The sequence below is a fragment of the Aliiroseovarius sp. genome (genome assembly GCF_030148435.1).
Lineage (GTDB): Bacteria > Pseudomonadota > Alphaproteobacteria > Rhodobacterales > Rhodobacteraceae > JASBTN01.
The window spans coordinates 1-16,949 of the sequence record NZ_JASBTN010000089.1 but is presented as its reverse complement, the minus strand read 5'-3'; the positions used below and the strand labels follow the sequence as shown (position 1 = coordinate 16,949).

Here is a 16,949-nt window from a genome sequence, read left to right as displayed (position 1 = left end):
TCTTCAACGCGCGTCCCCGGACATGACGGCGTGCAGTTCGTCGCTCAACTGGTCGATCCAGCGTCCGCCCCGTCCACGCAGAGCCGGCATCAGACCCGGCCCCTGCGGCAACAGCTCCAGGGCGCACGGCTCGACCCGCGAGGCCTGGTGCATGGCGGGGCGGCTGATCATGACCACCCCCGGATAGATCTGGCTGTCCGACAGGGCCGGATAGGACAGGACGCCGAAGCTCAGACGTTTGCCCTCTGGTTGGAACGCCTGCATGACGATCCCGTCCTCCTGATCCATCAAACAGCCGCGGATGTCGCGACCGACGCGGCCGGGAAGGGCCGGGCTGCCATCACGCCGCCTGTCCTTCAACGCACGGAACATCATTGCGCCATGCTGCCGGAAGAGCCGCACCGTATAGCTGTTCACCCAGCCCGCGCTCAGGCTTGATCGCTGCCAATAGCGGTGTATGCCCACCGGCGGCGGTCTGCGCAGCGCCAGCAGGTCACGCGCACCATAGAGATAATCGAATATGGCGTTGACCGACTTGGCCCGGGGGCCATGCGGGTCGGCCAGATCGCGCAGTGGCTCCAGCAGGATGCGTCCGTCAACGCCGAAATGGGTGCAGATCCGCTGCAACGCCTCCGGGCGGGGGCTGGCCTGGCCGCTGAGATAGCGGTTGAACTGCGTGCGATTGATGCCCAGCTCTCGGCACAGTTCCGAGACCGAGCGTTCCCCGCTCGCCAGAATGCGCAGATTGTCGGCAAAAATGCCGTGCAGCTCACGAGTGCCGGACATGATCCATCCCAGAAACGGCCGTGGAATTCGGACGACCAAACATTGCGTTTTGCAAAACCACTTTCCCGCATCTTGTGAACAAATGGCGCGGCGCTCAACCCGTCGGAGGATCAAGTTACAGAAAACTTCACTCATTCAATATTCTGTAACAAATTGCTTGCGCCGAATCGTTGACGGGATTACTACTGACCGTGTGGTCGGGTTTGTTCGCCCCGACCCTGAGGGAGGACCACATGAACGCATTCATTTGCGACGCCGTCCGCACGCCCATCGGGCGCTATGGCGGTGCGCTGTCATCCATCCGCGCCGACGACCTGGCTGCGCTTCCGATCAAGGCGCTGATGGATCGAAACCCGGGCGTGGACTGGGCATCCATTGACGACGTGATCTATGGCGACGCCAACCAGGCGGGCGAAGACAACCGGAACGTGGCACGCATGGCCGCCCTGCTGGCCGGTCTGCCGGTCGAAGTGCCGGGCACCACCGTAAACCGGCTCTGCGCCTCCGGCATGGACGCCGTGGGCATTGCCGCGCGCGGCGTGAAGGCAGGGGATTATGACCTCTGCATCGCCGGCGGTGTGGAAAGCATGAGCCGCGCGCCCTTCGTCATGCCCAAGGCGGGGGCCGCCTTTACCCGCGCCAACGCGGTCTATGACACCACCATTGGCTGGCGTTTCGTAAATCCGAAGATGGACGAGGAACACGGCACCCATTCGATGCCGCAGACAGCCGACAACGTGGCCGAGGCCTACGGCGTGAACCGTGCCGATCAGGACGCTTTCGCCGTGCGCTCGCAGGACCGCTGGGTCGCCGCACAGCATGCGGGATATTTCGCCGAGGAAATCGCGCCGGTCGCCGTGCCCCAGCGCAAGGGCGATCCGGTGATCGTCGACACGGACGAACACCCCCGCCCCGGCACCAGTGTCGAGAAACTGGGCAAACTCAAGGGCGTCAACGGTGCAAACCTGACAGTGACCGCCGGCAATGCCTCGGGTGTGAACGACGGGGCCGCCGCGATGCTGGTCGCCTCCGACGCCGCCGTCGCTGCCAATGGGCTGACGCCGATGGCCCGCGTGGTGACTATGGCCGCTGCCGGTGTGCCGCCCCGCGTCATGGGCATCGGCCCCGTGCCGGCCACCCGCAAGGCGCTGGCCAAGGCGGGCCTGACCATCGGGCAGATGGACGTGATCGAACTGAACGAAGCCTTCGCCGCCCAGGGTCTTGCCACCCTGCGCGAACTTGGCGTCGCCGACGAAGATCCCCGCGTGAACCCCAATGGCGGTGCCATTGCGCTGGGGCACCCGCTGGGCATGTCCGGCGCGCGCCTGGTCATGACGGCGGCCTATCAATTGAAACGCACCGGCGGGAAATATGCGCTCTGCACCATGTGTGTGGGCGTGGGCCAGGGCGTCGCACTCATTCTGGAAAGGGTCTGACATGTATGCACAGATGATCAAGACGGCCAGGTCGGGGGTTAAGTCCCGCGACGAGATGACGGATCAGGAGCGCGAGTTCCAGGACCGCATCGACCGCGGCGAAAAGATCGAGCCCAAGGACTGGATGCCCGATGACTACCGCGCCACGCTGATCCGCCAGATCGGCCAGCACGCGCATTCGGAGGTCGTCGGCCAGTTGCCAGAAGGCAACTGGATCACCCGCGCCCCCACGCTGGAGCGCAAGGCGATCCTGCTGGCGAAAGTGCAGGACGAGGCGGGCCACGGGCTTTACCTCTACTCTGCCGCCGAGACCCTGGGTGAAAGCCGCGACGAGCTGGTGCGCCTGCTGCACGAAGGGCGGATGAAATACTCGTCGATCTTCAACTATCCCACGCTGAACTGGGCCGACATCGGCGCGGTCGGCTGGCTGGTGGATGGTGCGGCGATCGTGAACCAGGTGGCGCTGCAACGGACCTCATACGGGCCTTACTCGCGCGCCATGGTCCGTATCTGCAAGGAAGAGAGCTTCCACGCCCGCCAGGGTTATCACGCGATCATGCAGATGGCCTTCGGCACGCCGGAGCAGAAGAAACAGGCGCAGGACGCGGTGAACCGCCTCTGGTTCCCGGCAATCATGATGTTCGGCCCGAATGACAGCGAAAGCACGCATTCGGAACAGTCCATGGCCTGGAAGATCAAGGTCAAGTCGAACGACGAGCTGCGCCAGCAATTCGTCGACCAGACCGTGCCGCAGATCGAATACCTCGGCCTCGACCTGCCGGATCCCGGCATCAAGTGGAACGAGGAGCGTGGGCATTACGACTTTTCGGATCCCGACTGGACCGAATTCTTTGACGTGATCAAGGGCAACGGCCCCTGCAACGTCGACCGCATGCAAGACCGGGTGAATGCCTGGGAAGATGGCGCCTGGGTGCGTGACGGCCTTCTGGCCCACGCCCGCAAGAAAGCCGCCCGCCAACACGCCGCCGAATAAGGGAGACAAGAACATGAGCAACGAATGGCCCCTGTGGGAAATCTTCATCCGCGGCCAGCATGGCATGAGCCACCGGCACGTGGGCAGCCTGCACGCCCCGGACGCCGAAATGGCGATCAAGAACGCGCGTGACGTCTATACCCGCCGCAACGAAGGCGTGTCGATCTGGGCGGTCGAAGCCAGGCATATCGCCGCCTCCTCGCCCGAGGAAAAAGGCCCGCTCTACGAGCCGTCGAACTCCAAGGTCTATCGCCATCCGACCTTCTTCGACATTCCCGACGAAGTGGGGAGCATGTAATGGACGCCCTGTTTCAATTCCTGCTGAGGATGGGGGACAATACCCTTGTGCTCGGCCATCGGGTCTCGGAATGGTGCGGCCACTCGCCCATTCTGGAGGAGGACATCGCGCTGGCGAACACCGCGCTGGACATGATCGGGCAGACGCAGCTGTGGCTGGGCCTGGCCGGTGAGGTCGAGGGCAAGGGGCGTTCCGCCGATGATCTGGCTTTCCTGCGCGACGCCTGGGATTTCCGCAACGTTCTGCTGGTCGAGCTGCCCAATGGCGACTTCGGCCAGACCATGATGCGCCAGTTCCTGTTCGACGCCTGGAACGTGACCATGCTGGGCCGGTTGATGCAGTCCTCTGACAAGCGCGTCGCGGATATCGCCGAGAAAGCCAGCAAGGAAGCCGCCTATCACGTGGAACGCTCCGGCGACACGGTGGTGGGTCTGGGCGACGGCACCGAAGAAAGCCATGCCCGCATGCAGGCCGCTCTGGACTACCTCTGGCCCTACGTGGGCGAGATGTTCGAAAGCGACGACGTGGATGCGGCCATGGTCGAGGCGGGTATCTCCCCCGATCCGGCGTCCTTGCGGGGCGAGTTCGACGAACTGGTCGGGCGTGTTCTGGCCGAGGCGACGCTGACCATTCCGGCGAGCCCCTACGCCCACAAGGGCGGGCGCACCGGCTACATGCACACCGAACATCTGGGCCACCTGCTGGCCACGATGCAATGGCTGCAACGGGCCTATCCGGGTGCCAAGTGGTGAATGGCTGACCGGGGCTCCTTGGCTCCGGTCAACCCCGCCAAGGGAGGAAAGCGATGGCACATCCATCGACGAAACAGGTCTGGGACTGGCTTGACCAGGTGCCCGATCCCGAGATCCCGGTGATCTCGCTGGTGGATCTGGGCATCATCCGGGACGTGGCCTGGCAGGGCGACCACCTGGACGTGACGGTCACGCCGACCTATTCCGGCTGCCCGGCGACGACCCAGATCAACGAGGATATCCTGGCAGGCCTGGCCAGCCACGGGCTGACGGATGTCACCCTGCACCGGCAACTTTCCCCCGCCTGGACCACCGACTGGCTGTCGGACAAGGGCAAGGCGGCGCTGGAGAGGTTCGGCATCGCCCCCCCGGCCCCGAAAGGCACTCCCGAACGCTGCCCCCATTGCGGCGGGCAGAACCTGGAAAAGACCAGCCAGTTCGGCTCGACCCCCTGCAAGGCACTCTGGCGCTGTACCGACTGCCTTGAACCCTTCGATTATTTCAAGTGCATCTGAGGAGACCCAACATGGCGCGCTTCCATAAACTGACCGTGACCGACATTCACAAGACCATCCGTGACGCGGTGGTCGTGACCCTGAAACCCGACGACCCCGCGGCCTTCGATTTCACCCAGGGCCAATATCTGACCTTCCGCCGCGACTTCGACGGGCAGGAGCTGCGCCGCAGCTATTCAATCTGTGCGGGCCGCGATGAAGGCATCCTTCAGGTCGGCATCAAAAGGGTCGAGGACGGCGCCTTTTCGACCTGGGCCAACGAAGACCTGAAAACCGGCGACACGCTGGAAGCCATGGAGCCCATGGGCAGCTTCTTCATTCCGTTGGAGCCCGGCGCCAATCGTCACTACCTGGGCTTTGCCGGTGGCTCGGGCATTACCCCGGTGCTGTCGATCATCAAGACGACGCTCGCCGCTGAACCCGCCAGCCAGTTCACGCTGGTCTACGCGAACAAGGCGGTGAACACGATCATGTTCCGCGAAGAGCTGGAGGATCTGAAGAACCGCTACATGGGCCGGTTCAACGTGATCCACATCCTGGAAAGCGACGCGCAGGAGATCGACCTGTTCACCGGCCTTGTGGACGAGGAAAAATGCGCCCAGCTGTTCAAGCACTGGATCGACATCCAGCACGTGGACACGGCCTTCATCTGTGGGCCGGAACCGATGATGCTGGGCATTGCCAGGGCGTTGCGCGACCACGGTCTGGATGACAGCCGGATCAAGTTCGAACTTTTCGCCTCGGCCCAGCCGGGCCGCGCTCCGAAGAAGGCGGGCAAGGCGGCGAAGGCAGGCAACAAGGGCACCGAGGCCGTGATTACGCTCGACGGCGCCAGCCGCACCGTTTCCATGAACGGCCAGACCTCGATCCTCGACACGGCCTTGGAAAACCAGATGGACGCGCCCTATGCCTGCAAGGCCGGGGTCTGTTCGACCTGCCGCTGCAAGGTGTTGGAGGGCGAAGTCGACATGGTCGCCAACCACGCGCTGGAGGATTACGAGGTCGAACAGGGCTACGTGCTGTCCTGCCAGAGCTTCGCGGTCTCGGACAAAGTCACGGTCGATTTCGACCAGTAAGGGGACAGACATGACCGATATGAAGATCGAAGACTACCTGGCCCAGGGCGGCAAGCTCACGAACCCGTCGAACGTGCCCGCGCGGTACCGCGCCGAGCTGATGCGCCTGATGGCCACCTTCGTGGACAGCGAGTTGGCAGGGGCGGCGGGCTTTGCCGACGTGATCAATGCGGGCCCCGGTATCAAGGAACGCATTGCGGCCGCCAAGATCGTTATGGAAAAGACCGACAATGCCGACAAGGTATTGAAGATCATGGGTGAATTCGGCGCCAACACCGAAAAATACGCCAACCATCACCCCTGGGCCGACCGCCTGCCGCGCGACGCCGACATCGGCACCAACCGGACCGAAGGCGACATGCGGCTGGCCGTGTTCAACTATCCGCTGGCCGGCTGGTCAGACGCGGTGGTGATGAACCTGCTGATGGGCCTCGCCGTAGGTGTGCAGATGAAGGAGTTCACCGGGATCTCCTATGCTCCGTTGGCGGAGGCCTTTCGCGAGATCGCCCCGGTCGAGGCACGTCACGCCGAACTGGCCGCCGAGGGGCTGGAACGCACAAGCGCGGACAACCGGCAGGCATCGGTCGATTACTGGTGGCCGCGTGTGGCCGCCAGCTTCGGCAAGGACGTGTCGACCCGCGCCACCCAGCTGGAGGCCTATGGCCTGCGCAAGGCGTCCAACGCGGACCTGCGCGAGGAATGGGCCGCCACCGCCACCAAAGCGCTTGAAAAATTCGGCCTGACGGCCCCGAAAGGATAATCCATGACGATCATGAGAATTGCCAGCTTCGCGGCTGGTGAATGGGTTGAACCCAACGGTGCCGCGCGTCCCATCGCCTCGGCCATAACCGGGGCGCAGATCGCCGAAGCCGGCAATGACAGCCTGGACATGCAGGCGATGCTGGACCACGCGCGCAAAGTCGGCGGCCCGGCCCTGCGCGCCATGGGGTTCCACGACCGCGCCAAGATGCTGAAGGCGCTGGCGATGCACCTGGGACAGCACAAGCAGGCGCTTTACGATCTCAGCTTCGACACCGGCGCCACGCAGAGCGACCACATGATCGACATCGACGGCGGTGTAGGCACGGTCTTCGTCTTTGCCTCCAAGGGGCGGCGCGAGATGCCGGACGGGCAGGTCTATATCGACGGCGACATCGAGGAACTGAGCCGCAAGGGCACCTTCAAGGGCATGCATATCGCCACCCCGCTGAAGGGCGTCGCGGTGCATATCAATGCCTTTAATTTCCCGGTCTGGGGCATGCTTGAAAAGCTCGCCCCCACCCTGCTGGCCGGCGTACCCGCCATTGTGAAACCGGCCACAGCGTCCTGTTACGTGACCGAGGCCGCCGTGCGCATCATGCTGGACAGTGGCATCCTGCCCGAGGGCGCGCTGCAACTGATTACCGGTGGTACCGGCGACCTGCTGGACCGGCTGACCTCGCAGGATGTGGTCAGCTTCACGGGCTCGGCCCAGACCGCGTCAATGCTGCGGTCAAACCCGAACATCCTGAAGAACTCGGTGCGGTTCGTTGCCGAGCAGGACAGCCTGAACGCATCCATCCTAGGCCCTGACGTGACCCCGGAGGCACCCGAATTCGACCTGTTCATCAAGGAAGTCCACCGCGAGATGACCACGAAGGCGGGGCAGAAATGCACCGCGATCCGGCGCATCATCGCCCCTGAAGGCCAGGTGCAGAACGTGATCGAAGCGCTCTCGGCGCGGCTGGACAGGACCGTTGTCGGCGATCCCCGCGCGGAGACTACGCGCATGGGTGCCCTGGTCTCGGCCGCGCAGAAACGCGACGTCCTGGAGAAGGCCGCGATGATCGGCGCGGAAAGCAAACGCGTCTATGGCGACCCCGAAGCTCTCCCCCATGGCGATGTGAACCCCGATGCTTTCGTGGCCCCGATGCTGTTCCATTGCGAAAGCCCCGACACCGCCACGGCGGTGCATGAAACCGAGGCCTTCGGGCCGGTATCCACCATCATGGGCTACCGCGACATCGCGCATGCCATCGAACTGGCCAACAAGGGCGACGGCTCGCTGGTGGCTTCGGTGATCACCGCCTCCGGTAACGTGGCGCGCGAAGTGGCCATGGGCGCGGGCGCCTTTCACGGGCGGCTCTATTTCAACAACGCCACCTCGATGAAGGAAAGCACCGGCCACGGCTCCCCCCTGCCCCACATGGTGCATGGCGGCCCGGGTCGCGCTGGCGGCGGCGAGGAAATGGGCGGCATTCGCGGCGTCATGCATTACATGCAGCGCACCGCGATCCAGGGCAGCCCGGACATCCTGTCGTCGATCGGCGGTCGTTGGGTGCCCGGCTCGCCCGAGGTCGAAGCACCGGCCCACCCGTTCACCCGTCGGTTCAACGATCTGACAATCGGTGAAACGATCCACACCGCCCCGCGCACCGTGACGATGGACGATATCGAACATTTCGCCCATTTCACCGGAGACACCTTCTATGCCCACATGGACGAGGACGCCGCCAGGCGGAACCCGTTCTTCCCGGGCCGGGTCGCTCATGGCTACCTGCTGCTGTCCTTTGCCGCCGGGCTGTTTGTCGAGCCGAACGAAGGACCGGTCCTGGCCAATACCGGTCTGGACAACCTGCGCTTCATGACGCCGGTGGCCGCCGGTGAAAGCATTCAGGTGCGCCTGACCGTCAAGGCCAAGACGCGCCGTACGGATGAGTATGGCGAGGTGCGCTGGCACGTGACCATGACCAATCAGGACGGCGATCTGGTGGCGGAATACGAACTGCTGACCATGGTGGCCTATTGATGGATGTTGCCGCGCTCTCCCCGGCCGTGCAGGCCCTGCGCCGAGGAGAGCTGCGCGTCTGGTCCTTTGTCGTCACCATCTTCGGGGACATGGCAAGGGCGCCGGGGCAGGAACTGTCCGGCGCCCAGCTCTCGGCCCTGACCGAGGCCGCCGGGATCAAGCCCCAGGCCCTGCGGACGGCGCTGCACAGGCTGCGCAAAGATGGCTGGATCGATAGCCGCCGTATAGGGCGCGGCGCCTTTCACTTCCTCACGGAACACGGGCGGGCACAGGCGGAACAGGCCGCCGCACGCATCTATGACTTCGACGCGGTGGCGCCCGAAGAATGGCACCTTGTGGTGATGCCGGACCGGGCCCGCGTCCTGCCCGGCCATGTCCCTGTGGCGCCCGGCTGTTTCCTGGGCCATGGCTCGGCCCCCGACATGACCGATGCACTGGTCCTGTCCGGCCCGGACCTGTGTGTGCCCGATTGGGTGCGGGCCCAGGTCATGCCGGATGACCTGCTTCACGATTATGCCGAATTCGAACGGGCGCTGCGCCTGGTGCTAGGCGAACCTTCCCCCATGTCGGACCTGGAAGCCACGGTTCAACGGCTGCTGGCCGTACACGGGTGGCGCCGCCTTGTGCTGCGCTGCCCGGCCCTGCCTGATCTGCTCTACCCTGACGCCTGGGCGGGCCCAGGCTGCCGCCAGTTGATGGCTGATCTGCTGGACCGCCTGGGACCAGCGACGGCACCGGGCTGACCTTGGATCCCTCGCGCTTAGCCATGCGTATGAAACAAGACGGTTTTGCGTTAACAGCCATTGTCGGACCGGCCGGTAGCCGCCAGATTGTCGGGCATGGGAGGAGCCCTTGATCCAGTCTGAACCCGAGGTCTCCAATGGCACATACTCTTTCAAACCCGGTCGTGGCCACGCGCCATGCCACCGACATCCTGCTGGCCCCTTTCCGCGCCATCGGGCGTTTCTTCATCCTGGTGATGGAGAACAACAGCCGCGTGCAGATGGTTGAGCGCCTGAATGCGAAAAGCGATGCGGAACTGGCCGAGATCGGGCTCAAGCGTGACGAGATCGTGCACCACGTCTTTCGCGATCTCTATTACCTCTGAGGGGCTCGTCCTTCGTTTGCGATAGCCGCGCCGGGACATCCGGGCGCGGCTTTTTCATTCCGCCGCCACCGGGGTGTGGGTGGCGATCAGGCTGGCCAGCTCAGGCTTGCAACTGCCGCAACTCGTTCCGGCCTGGGTCGCTTCGCCAAGCGCTTCAACCGTATGACAGCCGCCCGCGATGGCCGCTTTCAGGTCGTTGGCCCCCACCCCCATACAGGCGCAGACCGTCGGGCCGGGATCCGGTCGGTCCGCAGCATTGCGTCCCGCCAGAAGCGGCAAGGGGTTCGCGGGCTGACCGATCCGGGTCAGCAGGTGGCTGCGCGCCGCCTCGACCGGACCGGGGCCCGCCAGGAACAGCGCGACAAGATCCCCGTCCCGTTCCAGGGCAATGCGGGTCGCGCCCCGCGCCGGATCGGTTATCTGACTTGCGACCGCGTTCGGCTCACTGGCCAGGATGCGCGCCAGGGCTTCCCAATCGGTGGGTGCCTCACCAAACAGCTCTGCCGAAAACCCGTTCGGAGCCGCGGCAACCGCACCCTGTACTTGCCCAAGGGCGATGGGATTCACGCAGGCCAGGAAACCTTGCCAGCCCGGCCGGTATTTCTCGACCGCGACAAACCCGCCTTTCGACGCGGGCTGGCCCGAGACCGGGTCCGTATCCGCCGCGACCAAGGGGCCCACACGTCCATCCGCCGCCGTATGCTTTGTCCAGTGCATCGGTACGAAAACAGACCCCCTTCGGGCGCGCGCCGTGATCAGCACACGCAAAACTGCGATACCGGTGGGAGAGCTCACCCGCGCAAGATCCGCATCACGCAACCCAAGCGCCACCGCGTCTTCCGGGTGCAGCTCCACATAGGGTTCGGCCATGTGGCGCGACAGTCGCGCCGACCGGCCGGTTCGGGTCATCGTGTGCCAATGGTCGCGCACCCGCCCCGTATTCAAGGTAAAGGGATAGCTTTCCGGAGGGGTGGCCAGCTGCGGCGCGACAGTCGGAAGCATCTTCGCCTTGCCATCCGCATGAAAGAACCCACCCTCTGCAAAGAACCGGCCACCTGGAGCGCCCTCGCCCGGCACAGGCCATTGAATTGGAGACAGCGCGTCATATTCCCCACGACGCAAGCCCGCGAGCCCGGTCAGGTCCAGATCCCGCCCAAAGTCGCGAGAGACCGTTGTCGAGCGCGCGTATTCGTCGAATACCTCCGCCTCGTCCGCCCAGTCGAACCCGTCAAAGCCCATCCGCCGCGCCACATCCGCGATGATCTGCCAATCCGGTCGCACCTGGCCCGGCCTGGGCAGGAAGGCCCTCTGGCGCGAAATCACCCGTTCCGAGTTCGTCACCGTGCCGGACTTCTCGCCCCACCCGGCGGCAGGCAGAAGCACGTCGGCCAGATCACCCGTATCTGTACGCTCAAGTATGTCCGAGACAACCACAAAGGGCACGGCGCGGATCGCCTCGGCCACCGCGTCTGCCTCCGGCATCGACACTGCCGGATTTGTCGACATGACCCAGAGCGCCTTGATCCTGCCTTCGGCGCAGGCCCGGTAGAGGTCCACGGCCTTCAACCCCGGCGTCTTGCAGATGGTGGGGCTGTTCCAGAACCCCTGCATCGCGGCGCGGTGGGCGGGGTTTTCGATGTCCAGATGGTTCGCCAGCATATTGGCCAGCCCGCCAACCTCGCGCCCGCCCATGGCATTGGGTTGACCGGTGACAGAAAATGGCCCCATGCCGGGTCGACCTATGCGTCCGGTGGCCAGGTGGCAATTCAGGATCGCGTTGACCTTGTCGGTGCCGCATACGGACTGGTTCACGCCCTGAGAATAGATGGTGACAACCTTTTCGGTTCCGGCCCAGAGCTTGGTGAACCTGTCAAGTTCCTCGGCGCTCAACCCGGTTGCTCCCGCCGCGCGGGCAGCGTCGAGCGCCACGTCGAACCCGTTCACATGGGTGGCCACGTAACCTGCGTCCACGCGGCGCTCGTCAACGATCCGGCACAGAACCGCGTTGAACAGCGCGACATCGCCGTCCGGCGCCACCGACAGGTGCGTGTCCGCCACATCCGAAGTTGCCGTGCGGCGCGGATCGATATTGACCACGCGCATCCCCGGCCGCGCCGCCTTTGCCGCCACCAGCCGCTGGTAAAGCACCGGGTGGCACCAGGCCAGGTTCGAGCCGACCAGAACGACCAGATCGGCCTCTTCGATGTCCTCATAACAACCCGGCACGGTGTCCGACCCGAAGGCGCGCTTGTGTCCCGCCACCGATGACGCCATGCAGAGCCTTGAATTCGTGTCGATATTCGCGCTGCCGATATAACCTTTCATCAGCTTGTTGGCGGCGTAGTAGTCCTCGGTCAGAAGCTGCCCGGAGACGTAAAAGGCGACGCTGTCCGGCCCGTGTTCGTCAATGGCCGCACGGAACGTGTCAGCCACGAGGCCCAGCGCGCTATCCCAATCCGTGTCTTGCCCGTTCAAGCGCGGGGCCAGCAGGCGGCCTTCGAGCCCGATCGTCTCGCCCAGTTGGGTGCCCTTGGAACAGAGCCGCCCGGCGTTGGCTGGATGGTTCGGATCACCCTTGATCGTACCGTCTGCCCCGGCCAGCACACCACACCCTACGCCGCAGTACGGACAGGTCGTGCAGGTGCTCATGCCGCACGCGCCCCACGGGATTTGAGAAAGCTTGCCTCAAGCAGGATGCGCCCGCTTTCGATGCGCGCCGGATAGGTCGTCACGCGCCCCTCGTCCGCGCCCTGTGCCTCGCCGGTTTCCAGCGAGAAGACCCAGTTGTGCAGCGGGCAGGTCACGGTCTTGCCATGCACGATTCCTTCCGCCAGCGGGCCCTGTTTGTGCGGGCAGGCGTTGTCGAGCGCGAACACCTCGTCCGTGCCGGTGCGAAACACGGCGACACAGCCATGCCCCGTCTTTACCACGCGGGCGCCACGCGGGGCGATGTCGTCCAGGGCGCCAATATCGATCCAGTCCGTCATTCCGCAGCCTCCAGCATCAGGTTTGCAATCGGGGTGTAGCTATCCGCCCTCTCTGCCACATGTTCGGCCCAGGGATCGGTGCGATAGACCGACTGGCTCAGCTCGAACCGCGCGCAGAGCGCCTTGCGTGTGGCCTTGTCCTCGACCTGTTCCTTGACCCAGTCGAGCCCGACCTTGGCCACCCATTTGTAGGGGCGATCCAGGTATTTTGCGTTTTCCCGGTAGAGCTGCATGAAAGCGGTGGCGTATTCGATCACCTCTTCCTCTGTGGTCAGGTCTGCCAGACGCTCGGTTTCCTTCACGTCCATGCCGGCCGCCCCGGCCACGCCGAGCTGATAGCCACTGTCCACGCAGACCACACCAATGTCCTTGCAGGTCGCCTCGGCGCAGTTGCGCGGGCAGCCCGACACGGCCAGCTTGACCTTGTGCGGCGTCCAGGACCCCCACAGGTGTTTCTCCAGCTGAACGCCCAGCCCGGTCGAGTCCTGCGTACCGAAACGGCAGTGATCCTTGCCGACACAGGTTTTCACCGTGCGAAGCCCCTTGGCATAGGCGTGGCCCGAGACCATGCCCGCCGCGTTCAGATCGGCCCATATATCCGGCAGATCCTCGCCACGCACACCCAACAGGTCGATGCGCTGGCCACCAGTCACGTGCACGGTGGGCACGTCATATTTCTCGGCCGCGTCGGCAAGCGCGCGCAGCTCGTCCGGCGTGGTCATGCCGCCCCACATGCGCGGCACGACCGAATAGGTACCGTCTTTCTGGATATTGGCGTGTTTGCGTTCGTTGATGAAACGGCTCTGCGGATCGTCCTGATAGTCCAGCGGCCAGTCTGCCAGCAGATAGTAGTTCACCGCCGGGCGGCATACATGGCAGCCGTCAGGGGTGGACCAGCCCAGCTCCTGCCAGACGGCGGCCTGGCTTTTCAGCTCCCTGGACTTGATCAGGCGGCGCAGATCCTCATGCGTCAGATCGGTGCAGCCACAGACGCTTTTCGCGGCGGGGATGACGAAATCGTCCCCGAGGGTCGCGCCCAGCACCTGTTCCACCAGCCCCGTGCAGGTCCCGCAGGAGGCCGAGGCCTTGGTGGTCGCGCGGATCGCACCCAGATCGCCCGCACCCGCGTTGATCGCCGCCACGATATCGCCCTTGGACACGCCGTTGCAGCCGCAGATTTCTGCATCATCCGGCAAGGCTGCAACGGCCGCCATAGGGTCCAGCGGTTCGCCCCCCTGAAAGGCCGGACCGAAGATCAGGGTATCACGCATATCCGAGATGTCTTCGCCACCCTTGATCAGGCCGAAGAACCAGCTGCTGTCACTGGTGTCGCCGTAGAAGACCGCCCCGATGAGCCGGTCGCCCTCGATCACCAGCCGCTTGTAGACGCCCCGTGCGGGGTCGCGGAAAACCACGTTTTCGCGCCCCTCTCCCTCGGCGAAATCGCCCGCGCTGAACAGGTCGCAGCCTGTGACCTTCAGCTTGGTCGCGACCTCTTTCGGTACGAAGGCAGCCTCTTCGCCCAGCAGGGTCTTGGCGACAATCTTGGCCTGATCGTAAAGCGGCGCGACGAGGCCGAAGAGTTGCCCGCGATGCTCCACACATTCGCCCATCGCCAGGATATCGGGGTCCGAAGTCGCCATCTGGTCGGACACCGTGATGCCACGTTCAACCTCGATCCCCGCGTCATTGGCCAGCCGGGTTTCGGGACGGATGCCCACGGCCATGACCACCAGGTCGGCCGGGATCATTTCGTCATCCTGCAACAGCACGCCTTCGACCTGGCCGTCACCGACAATGGCCGCCGTCGAGGCCTGACAGCGCACGTCAATCCCTTTGTCCTCCAGCGCCCGGCGCAGCAGGTAGCCCGCGGCCTCGTCCAGCTGGCGTTCCATCAGGTGGCCCATCAGGTGCACCACGGTCACGTCCATGCCTCGCAGGGCGAGGCCAGCGGCGGCTTCGAGCCCCAGAAGGCCGCCACCGATGACGACGGCCTTGCCACCCCTGGCGGCCGCCTCGACCATCGCATTGGTGTCTTCCAGATCACGGTAGGCCACGACGCCCGGCAGATCCTTGCCCGGCACCGGGATGATGAACGGGGCCGAGCCGGTGGCGATCAGCAGCTTGTCGTAAGGAACTTCACCCTTCTCTCCCACCACCACCTTGCGGTCGCGGTCGATCGAGGTGACATGTTCGCCGAAGCGGCAGGTCACATTGTTCTGGGCATACCAGTCATCGTCATGGGTAATGATTTCGTCGTAGGTCTTGTCGCCCGAAAGGACCGGCGAGAGCATGATGCGGTTGTAGTTCCCACGGGGTTCCGCATTGAACAGGGTCACGTCATAGGCGTCCCGGTCGGCCTCGAAGAGGTGTTCCATCGCCCGGCCGGACGCCATGCCGGCCCCGATGATCACAAGTTTCTGGGTCATGTCTTTCACTCCGCTGCGAGGGCTTTGGAAGGTTTGGCAGGGGCCGATTTCGATTTCGGCTTCGCCCCGTGCTCGTACTCTTCGAGGAAGTCGAGCACCTCCTGCCTGTAGGTGTAGTAGTCGGGGTGCTCCAACAGCGCCTTGCGGGTGCGCGGGCGGGGCAGGTCGACCTTGGTGATCTTGCCGATCGTGGCTTGCGGCCCGTTGGTCATCATCACCACACGGTCGGCCAGAAGGATTGCCTCGTCCACGTCATGGGTGACACAGATGGCGGTCACTTTCGTGCGGTCCCAAACCTCCATCAGCACCTCCTGCAGTTCCCACCGCGTCAGGCTGTCGAGCATGCCGAAGGGCTCGTCGAGCAACAGCAGTTTCGGGCTGAGCGCAAAGGCACGCGCGATGCCGACACGTTGCTTCATCCCGTTCGACATGGAGTTGGCCGGGCGGTCCATGGCATCGCCCAGACCGACCCGTTCAAGGTAATATTCCACCACGTCCTGGCGCTCGGCCTGGCTGGCGCGCGGATAGACCTTGTCGACGCCGATGGCGACGTTTTCCTTGGCTGTCAGCCAGGGGAAAAGGTTCGGCGACTGGAACACCACGGCGCGTTCGGGATCCGCGCCCTGCACCGCGCGGCCATCGAGGTTGATCACGCCTTTCGAAATCTCGTTCAGCCCGGCGGCCATGGTCAGCACCGTGGACTTGCCGCAGCCCGAATGGCCGATCAGCGAGATGAACTCGCCCTTGTCGAGCTTCAGGTCGAAATCCTCGACCACGGTCAGCGGCCCCTTCGGCGTCGGGTAGATCTTGTGCAGCTGCGAGAACTCCAGATACCGGTCGGTGCGCAGGCTGTCCTTGGCGCGGGCATCAGCCTGCGCCTTGGGAATGTTGTGCGAGGCGGTGATGTTGGGCAGTTCCCTGGTCACGTCGACCTTGGCGGCCATGCCCACATCCATCAGGTAGTTGGTCACGTCGCGGCGCAGGGTCTTGAAGCCTTCGTGGTGGTTCATTTCGCCCCGGTCGCGCGGGCGCGGGATCTGGACCTTGAACTCCTGTCCCAGTGTGCCGTCCGGGTTCAGCGCGATGATGCGGTCGGCCAGCAGGATCGCCTCGTCCACATCATTGGTGATCAGCACGCAGGTCTTCTTGTCAGCCTGCCAGATCGCCTCGATCTCGTCGGCCAGATTGGCGCGGGTCAGCGCGTCCAGCGCCGACAGCGGTTCGTCCAGCAGCAGAAGCTCGGGGCTCATCGCCAGGGCGCGGGCCACGTTGACCCGCTGGCGCATCCCGCCCGACAGCTCTGCCGGACGGCGCGAGGCGGCGTGGGACAGGCCGACCATCTTGACGTAATGGGCGGTTTTTTTCTCCTTCTCGGCCTTCGACAGATCGGGAAAAATCGCGTCCACCGCCAGGGCCACGTTGCCGCTCACCGTCAGCCAGGGCATCAGCGAATAGCTCTGGAACACCACGCCGAGCGCCGGGTCCGGCCCGGTCACCGGCTTGCCCTTCAGCAGGACCTCCCCGGCATCCGGTTCGATCAGCCCGGCGATGGCGCTGATCAGCGTCGTCTTGCCGGAACCGGAGAAGCCGACAATGGCGATGAATTCGCCTTCCTCCACTGCCAGGTCGATGCCGTCCAGGACCACCGTGCGGTCAACCCCGGTGCCGTAGCCCTTGGTCAGTCCCTTGAGTTCGAGAAATGCCATGATCCCCGCCCCCTCAACGCGTTGCCGAGTGGGTGAACATGGTCTGCAGCGCCAGCATCACGCGATCCAGCAGG

Annotated in this window: 15 protein-coding genes; 10 read left to right on the top strand and 5 right to left on the bottom strand. The window is 64.5% G+C overall.

Annotation, left to right across the window (positions count from 1 at the left end; all coding sequences use genetic code 11):
* Nucleotides 1-3: 3 nt before the first annotated feature.
* Nucleotides 4-786, bottom strand: coding sequence for an XRE family transcriptional regulator (locus tag Q1V43_RS16515; RefSeq protein ID WP_300520509.1), 783 nt, complete (start codon nt 784-786; stop codon nt 4-6).
* A gap of 233 nt (nt 787-1,019) precedes the next feature.
* On the opposite strand from Q1V43_RS16515, the gene pcaF reads away from it, so the two are divergent.
* The 10 genes from pcaF (at nt 1,020) to Q1V43_RS16465 (ending at nt 9,753) form a co-directional block, all read left to right on the top strand.
* Nucleotides 1,020-2,222, top strand: a complete 1,203-nt coding sequence (gene pcaF, locus Q1V43_RS16510; RefSeq protein WP_300520506.1) for a 3-oxoadipyl-CoA thiolase — start codon at nt 1,020-1,022, stop codon at nt 2,220-2,222.
* A gap of 1 nt (nt 2,223) precedes the next feature.
* Entirely contained in the window at nt 2,224-3,216 is a 993-nt protein-coding gene (gene paaA / locus Q1V43_RS16505) for a 1,2-phenylacetyl-CoA epoxidase subunit PaaA (RefSeq protein WP_300520503.1), read from the top strand.
* 13 nt (nt 3,217-3,229) lie between these two features.
* Entirely contained in the window at nt 3,230-3,514 is a 285-nt protein-coding gene (gene paaB, locus Q1V43_RS16500; protein WP_300520500.1) for a 1,2-phenylacetyl-CoA epoxidase subunit PaaB, read from the top strand.
* Nucleotides 3,514-4,266: a 1,2-phenylacetyl-CoA epoxidase subunit PaaC gene (paaC, locus tag Q1V43_RS16495; RefSeq protein ID WP_300520497.1), complete on the top strand. Its 753-nt coding sequence runs from the start codon at nt 3,514-3,516 to the stop codon at nt 4,264-4,266. Before paaB ends, paaC begins: the two co-directional genes overlap by 1 nt.
* 53 nt (nt 4,267-4,319) lie before the next feature.
* Nucleotides 4,320-4,781: a 1,2-phenylacetyl-CoA epoxidase subunit PaaD gene (gene paaD / locus Q1V43_RS16490; protein ID WP_300520494.1), complete on the top strand. Its 462-nt coding sequence runs from the start codon at nt 4,320-4,322 to the stop codon at nt 4,779-4,781.
* 11 nt (nt 4,782-4,792) lie between these two features.
* The gene (locus Q1V43_RS16485; RefSeq protein WP_300520491.1) at nt 4,793-5,857 is read left to right on the top strand and encodes a 2Fe-2S iron-sulfur cluster-binding protein; all 1,065 of its coding nucleotides are present in this window, start codon (nt 4,793-4,795) and stop codon (nt 5,855-5,857) included.
* A gap of 10 nt (nt 5,858-5,867) precedes the next feature.
* Nucleotides 5,868-6,617 carry a Phenylacetic acid catabolic protein gene (locus Q1V43_RS16480; protein ID WP_300520489.1) on the top strand — a complete coding sequence of 250 codons (750 nt, stop codon included), beginning with the start codon at nt 5,868-5,870 and terminating at the stop codon, nt 6,615-6,617.
* Nucleotides 6,618-6,620: 3 nt separating this feature from the next.
* Nucleotides 6,621-8,645 (top strand): phenylacetic acid degradation bifunctional protein PaaZ, encoded by a 2,025-nt coding sequence (paaZ, locus tag Q1V43_RS16475; RefSeq protein ID WP_300520487.1) that lies wholly within the window; start codon nt 6,621-6,623, stop codon nt 8,643-8,645.
* A complete protein-coding gene (locus Q1V43_RS16470) occupies nt 8,645-9,388 on the top strand; it encodes a PaaX family transcriptional regulator C-terminal domain-containing protein (RefSeq protein ID WP_300520485.1) in 744 nt (247 codons plus the stop codon). The genes paaZ and Q1V43_RS16470 overlap by 1 nt, the downstream gene beginning before the upstream one ends.
* Nucleotides 9,389-9,525: 137 nt before the next feature.
* Nucleotides 9,526-9,753, top strand: coding sequence for a hypothetical protein (locus Q1V43_RS16465; protein WP_300520483.1), 228 nt, complete (start codon nt 9,526-9,528; stop codon nt 9,751-9,753).
* Between the two features lie 54 nt (nt 9,754-9,807).
* Here the strand turns inward: Q1V43_RS16465 and Q1V43_RS16460 are convergent, their stop codons facing one another.
* From Q1V43_RS16460 to Q1V43_RS16445, 4 genes are read right to left on the bottom strand one after another with little or no spacing between them, the layout of a single operon-like run.
* Complete coding sequence (locus Q1V43_RS16460) at nt 9,808-12,402, bottom strand: nitrate reductase (protein ID WP_300520481.1); 2,595 nt, start codon at nt 12,400-12,402, stop codon at nt 9,808-9,810.
* Nucleotides 12,399-12,740: a nitrite reductase small subunit NirD gene (gene nirD / locus Q1V43_RS16455; protein WP_300520478.1), complete on the bottom strand. Its 342-nt coding sequence runs from the start codon at nt 12,738-12,740 to the stop codon at nt 12,399-12,401. Before nirD ends, Q1V43_RS16460 begins: the two co-directional genes overlap by 4 nt.
* Complete coding sequence (gene nirB, locus Q1V43_RS16450) at nt 12,737-15,169, bottom strand: nitrite reductase large subunit NirB (protein WP_300520475.1); 2,433 nt, start codon at nt 15,167-15,169, stop codon at nt 12,737-12,739. Before nirB ends, nirD begins: the two co-directional genes overlap by 4 nt.
* A 5-nt stretch (nt 15,170-15,174) precedes the next feature.
* Nucleotides 15,175-16,875: an ABC transporter ATP-binding protein gene (locus Q1V43_RS16445; RefSeq protein WP_300520472.1), complete on the bottom strand. Its 1,701-nt coding sequence runs from the start codon at nt 16,873-16,875 to the stop codon at nt 15,175-15,177.
* Nucleotides 16,876-16,949 lie beyond the last annotated feature (74 nt).

What these genes read in the sequence shown, in the direction of transcription:
- Q1V43_RS16515 (WP_300520509.1), bottom strand. Translation starts at nt 786, where the DNA reads ATGTCCGGCACTCGTGAGCTGCACGGCATTTTTGCCGACAATCTGCGC.
- pcaF (WP_300520506.1), top strand. Translation starts at nt 1,020, where the DNA reads ATGAACGCATTCATTTGCGACGCCGTCCGCACGCCCATCGGGCGCTAT.
- paaA (WP_300520503.1), top strand. Translation starts at nt 2,224, where the DNA reads ATGTATGCACAGATGATCAAGACGGCCAGGTCGGGGGTTAAGTCCCGC.
- paaB (WP_300520500.1), top strand. Translation starts at nt 3,230, where the DNA reads ATGAGCAACGAATGGCCCCTGTGGGAAATCTTCATCCGCGGCCAGCAT.
- paaC (WP_300520497.1), top strand. Translation starts at nt 3,514, where the DNA reads ATGGACGCCCTGTTTCAATTCCTGCTGAGGATGGGGGACAATACCCTT.
- paaD (WP_300520494.1), top strand. Translation starts at nt 4,320, where the DNA reads ATGGCACATCCATCGACGAAACAGGTCTGGGACTGGCTTGACCAGGTG.
- Q1V43_RS16485 (WP_300520491.1), top strand. Translation starts at nt 4,793, where the DNA reads ATGGCGCGCTTCCATAAACTGACCGTGACCGACATTCACAAGACCATC.
- Q1V43_RS16480 (WP_300520489.1), top strand. Translation starts at nt 5,868, where the DNA reads ATGACCGATATGAAGATCGAAGACTACCTGGCCCAGGGCGGCAAGCTC.
- paaZ (WP_300520487.1), top strand. Translation starts at nt 6,621, where the DNA reads ATGACGATCATGAGAATTGCCAGCTTCGCGGCTGGTGAATGGGTTGAA.
- Q1V43_RS16470 (WP_300520485.1), top strand. Translation starts at nt 8,645, where the DNA reads ATGGATGTTGCCGCGCTCTCCCCGGCCGTGCAGGCCCTGCGCCGAGGA.
- Q1V43_RS16465 (WP_300520483.1), top strand. Translation starts at nt 9,526, where the DNA reads ATGGCACATACTCTTTCAAACCCGGTCGTGGCCACGCGCCATGCCACC.
- Q1V43_RS16460 (WP_300520481.1), bottom strand. Translation starts at nt 12,402, where the DNA reads ATGAGCACCTGCACGACCTGTCCGTACTGCGGCGTAGGGTGTGGTGTG.
- nirD (WP_300520478.1), bottom strand. Translation starts at nt 12,740, where the DNA reads ATGACGGACTGGATCGATATTGGCGCCCTGGACGACATCGCCCCGCGT.
- nirB (WP_300520475.1), bottom strand. Translation starts at nt 15,169, where the DNA reads ATGACCCAGAAACTTGTGATCATCGGGGCCGGCATGGCGTCCGGCCGG.
- Q1V43_RS16445 (WP_300520472.1), bottom strand. Translation starts at nt 16,875, where the DNA reads ATGGCATTTCTCGAACTCAAGGGACTGACCAAGGGCTACGGCACCGGG.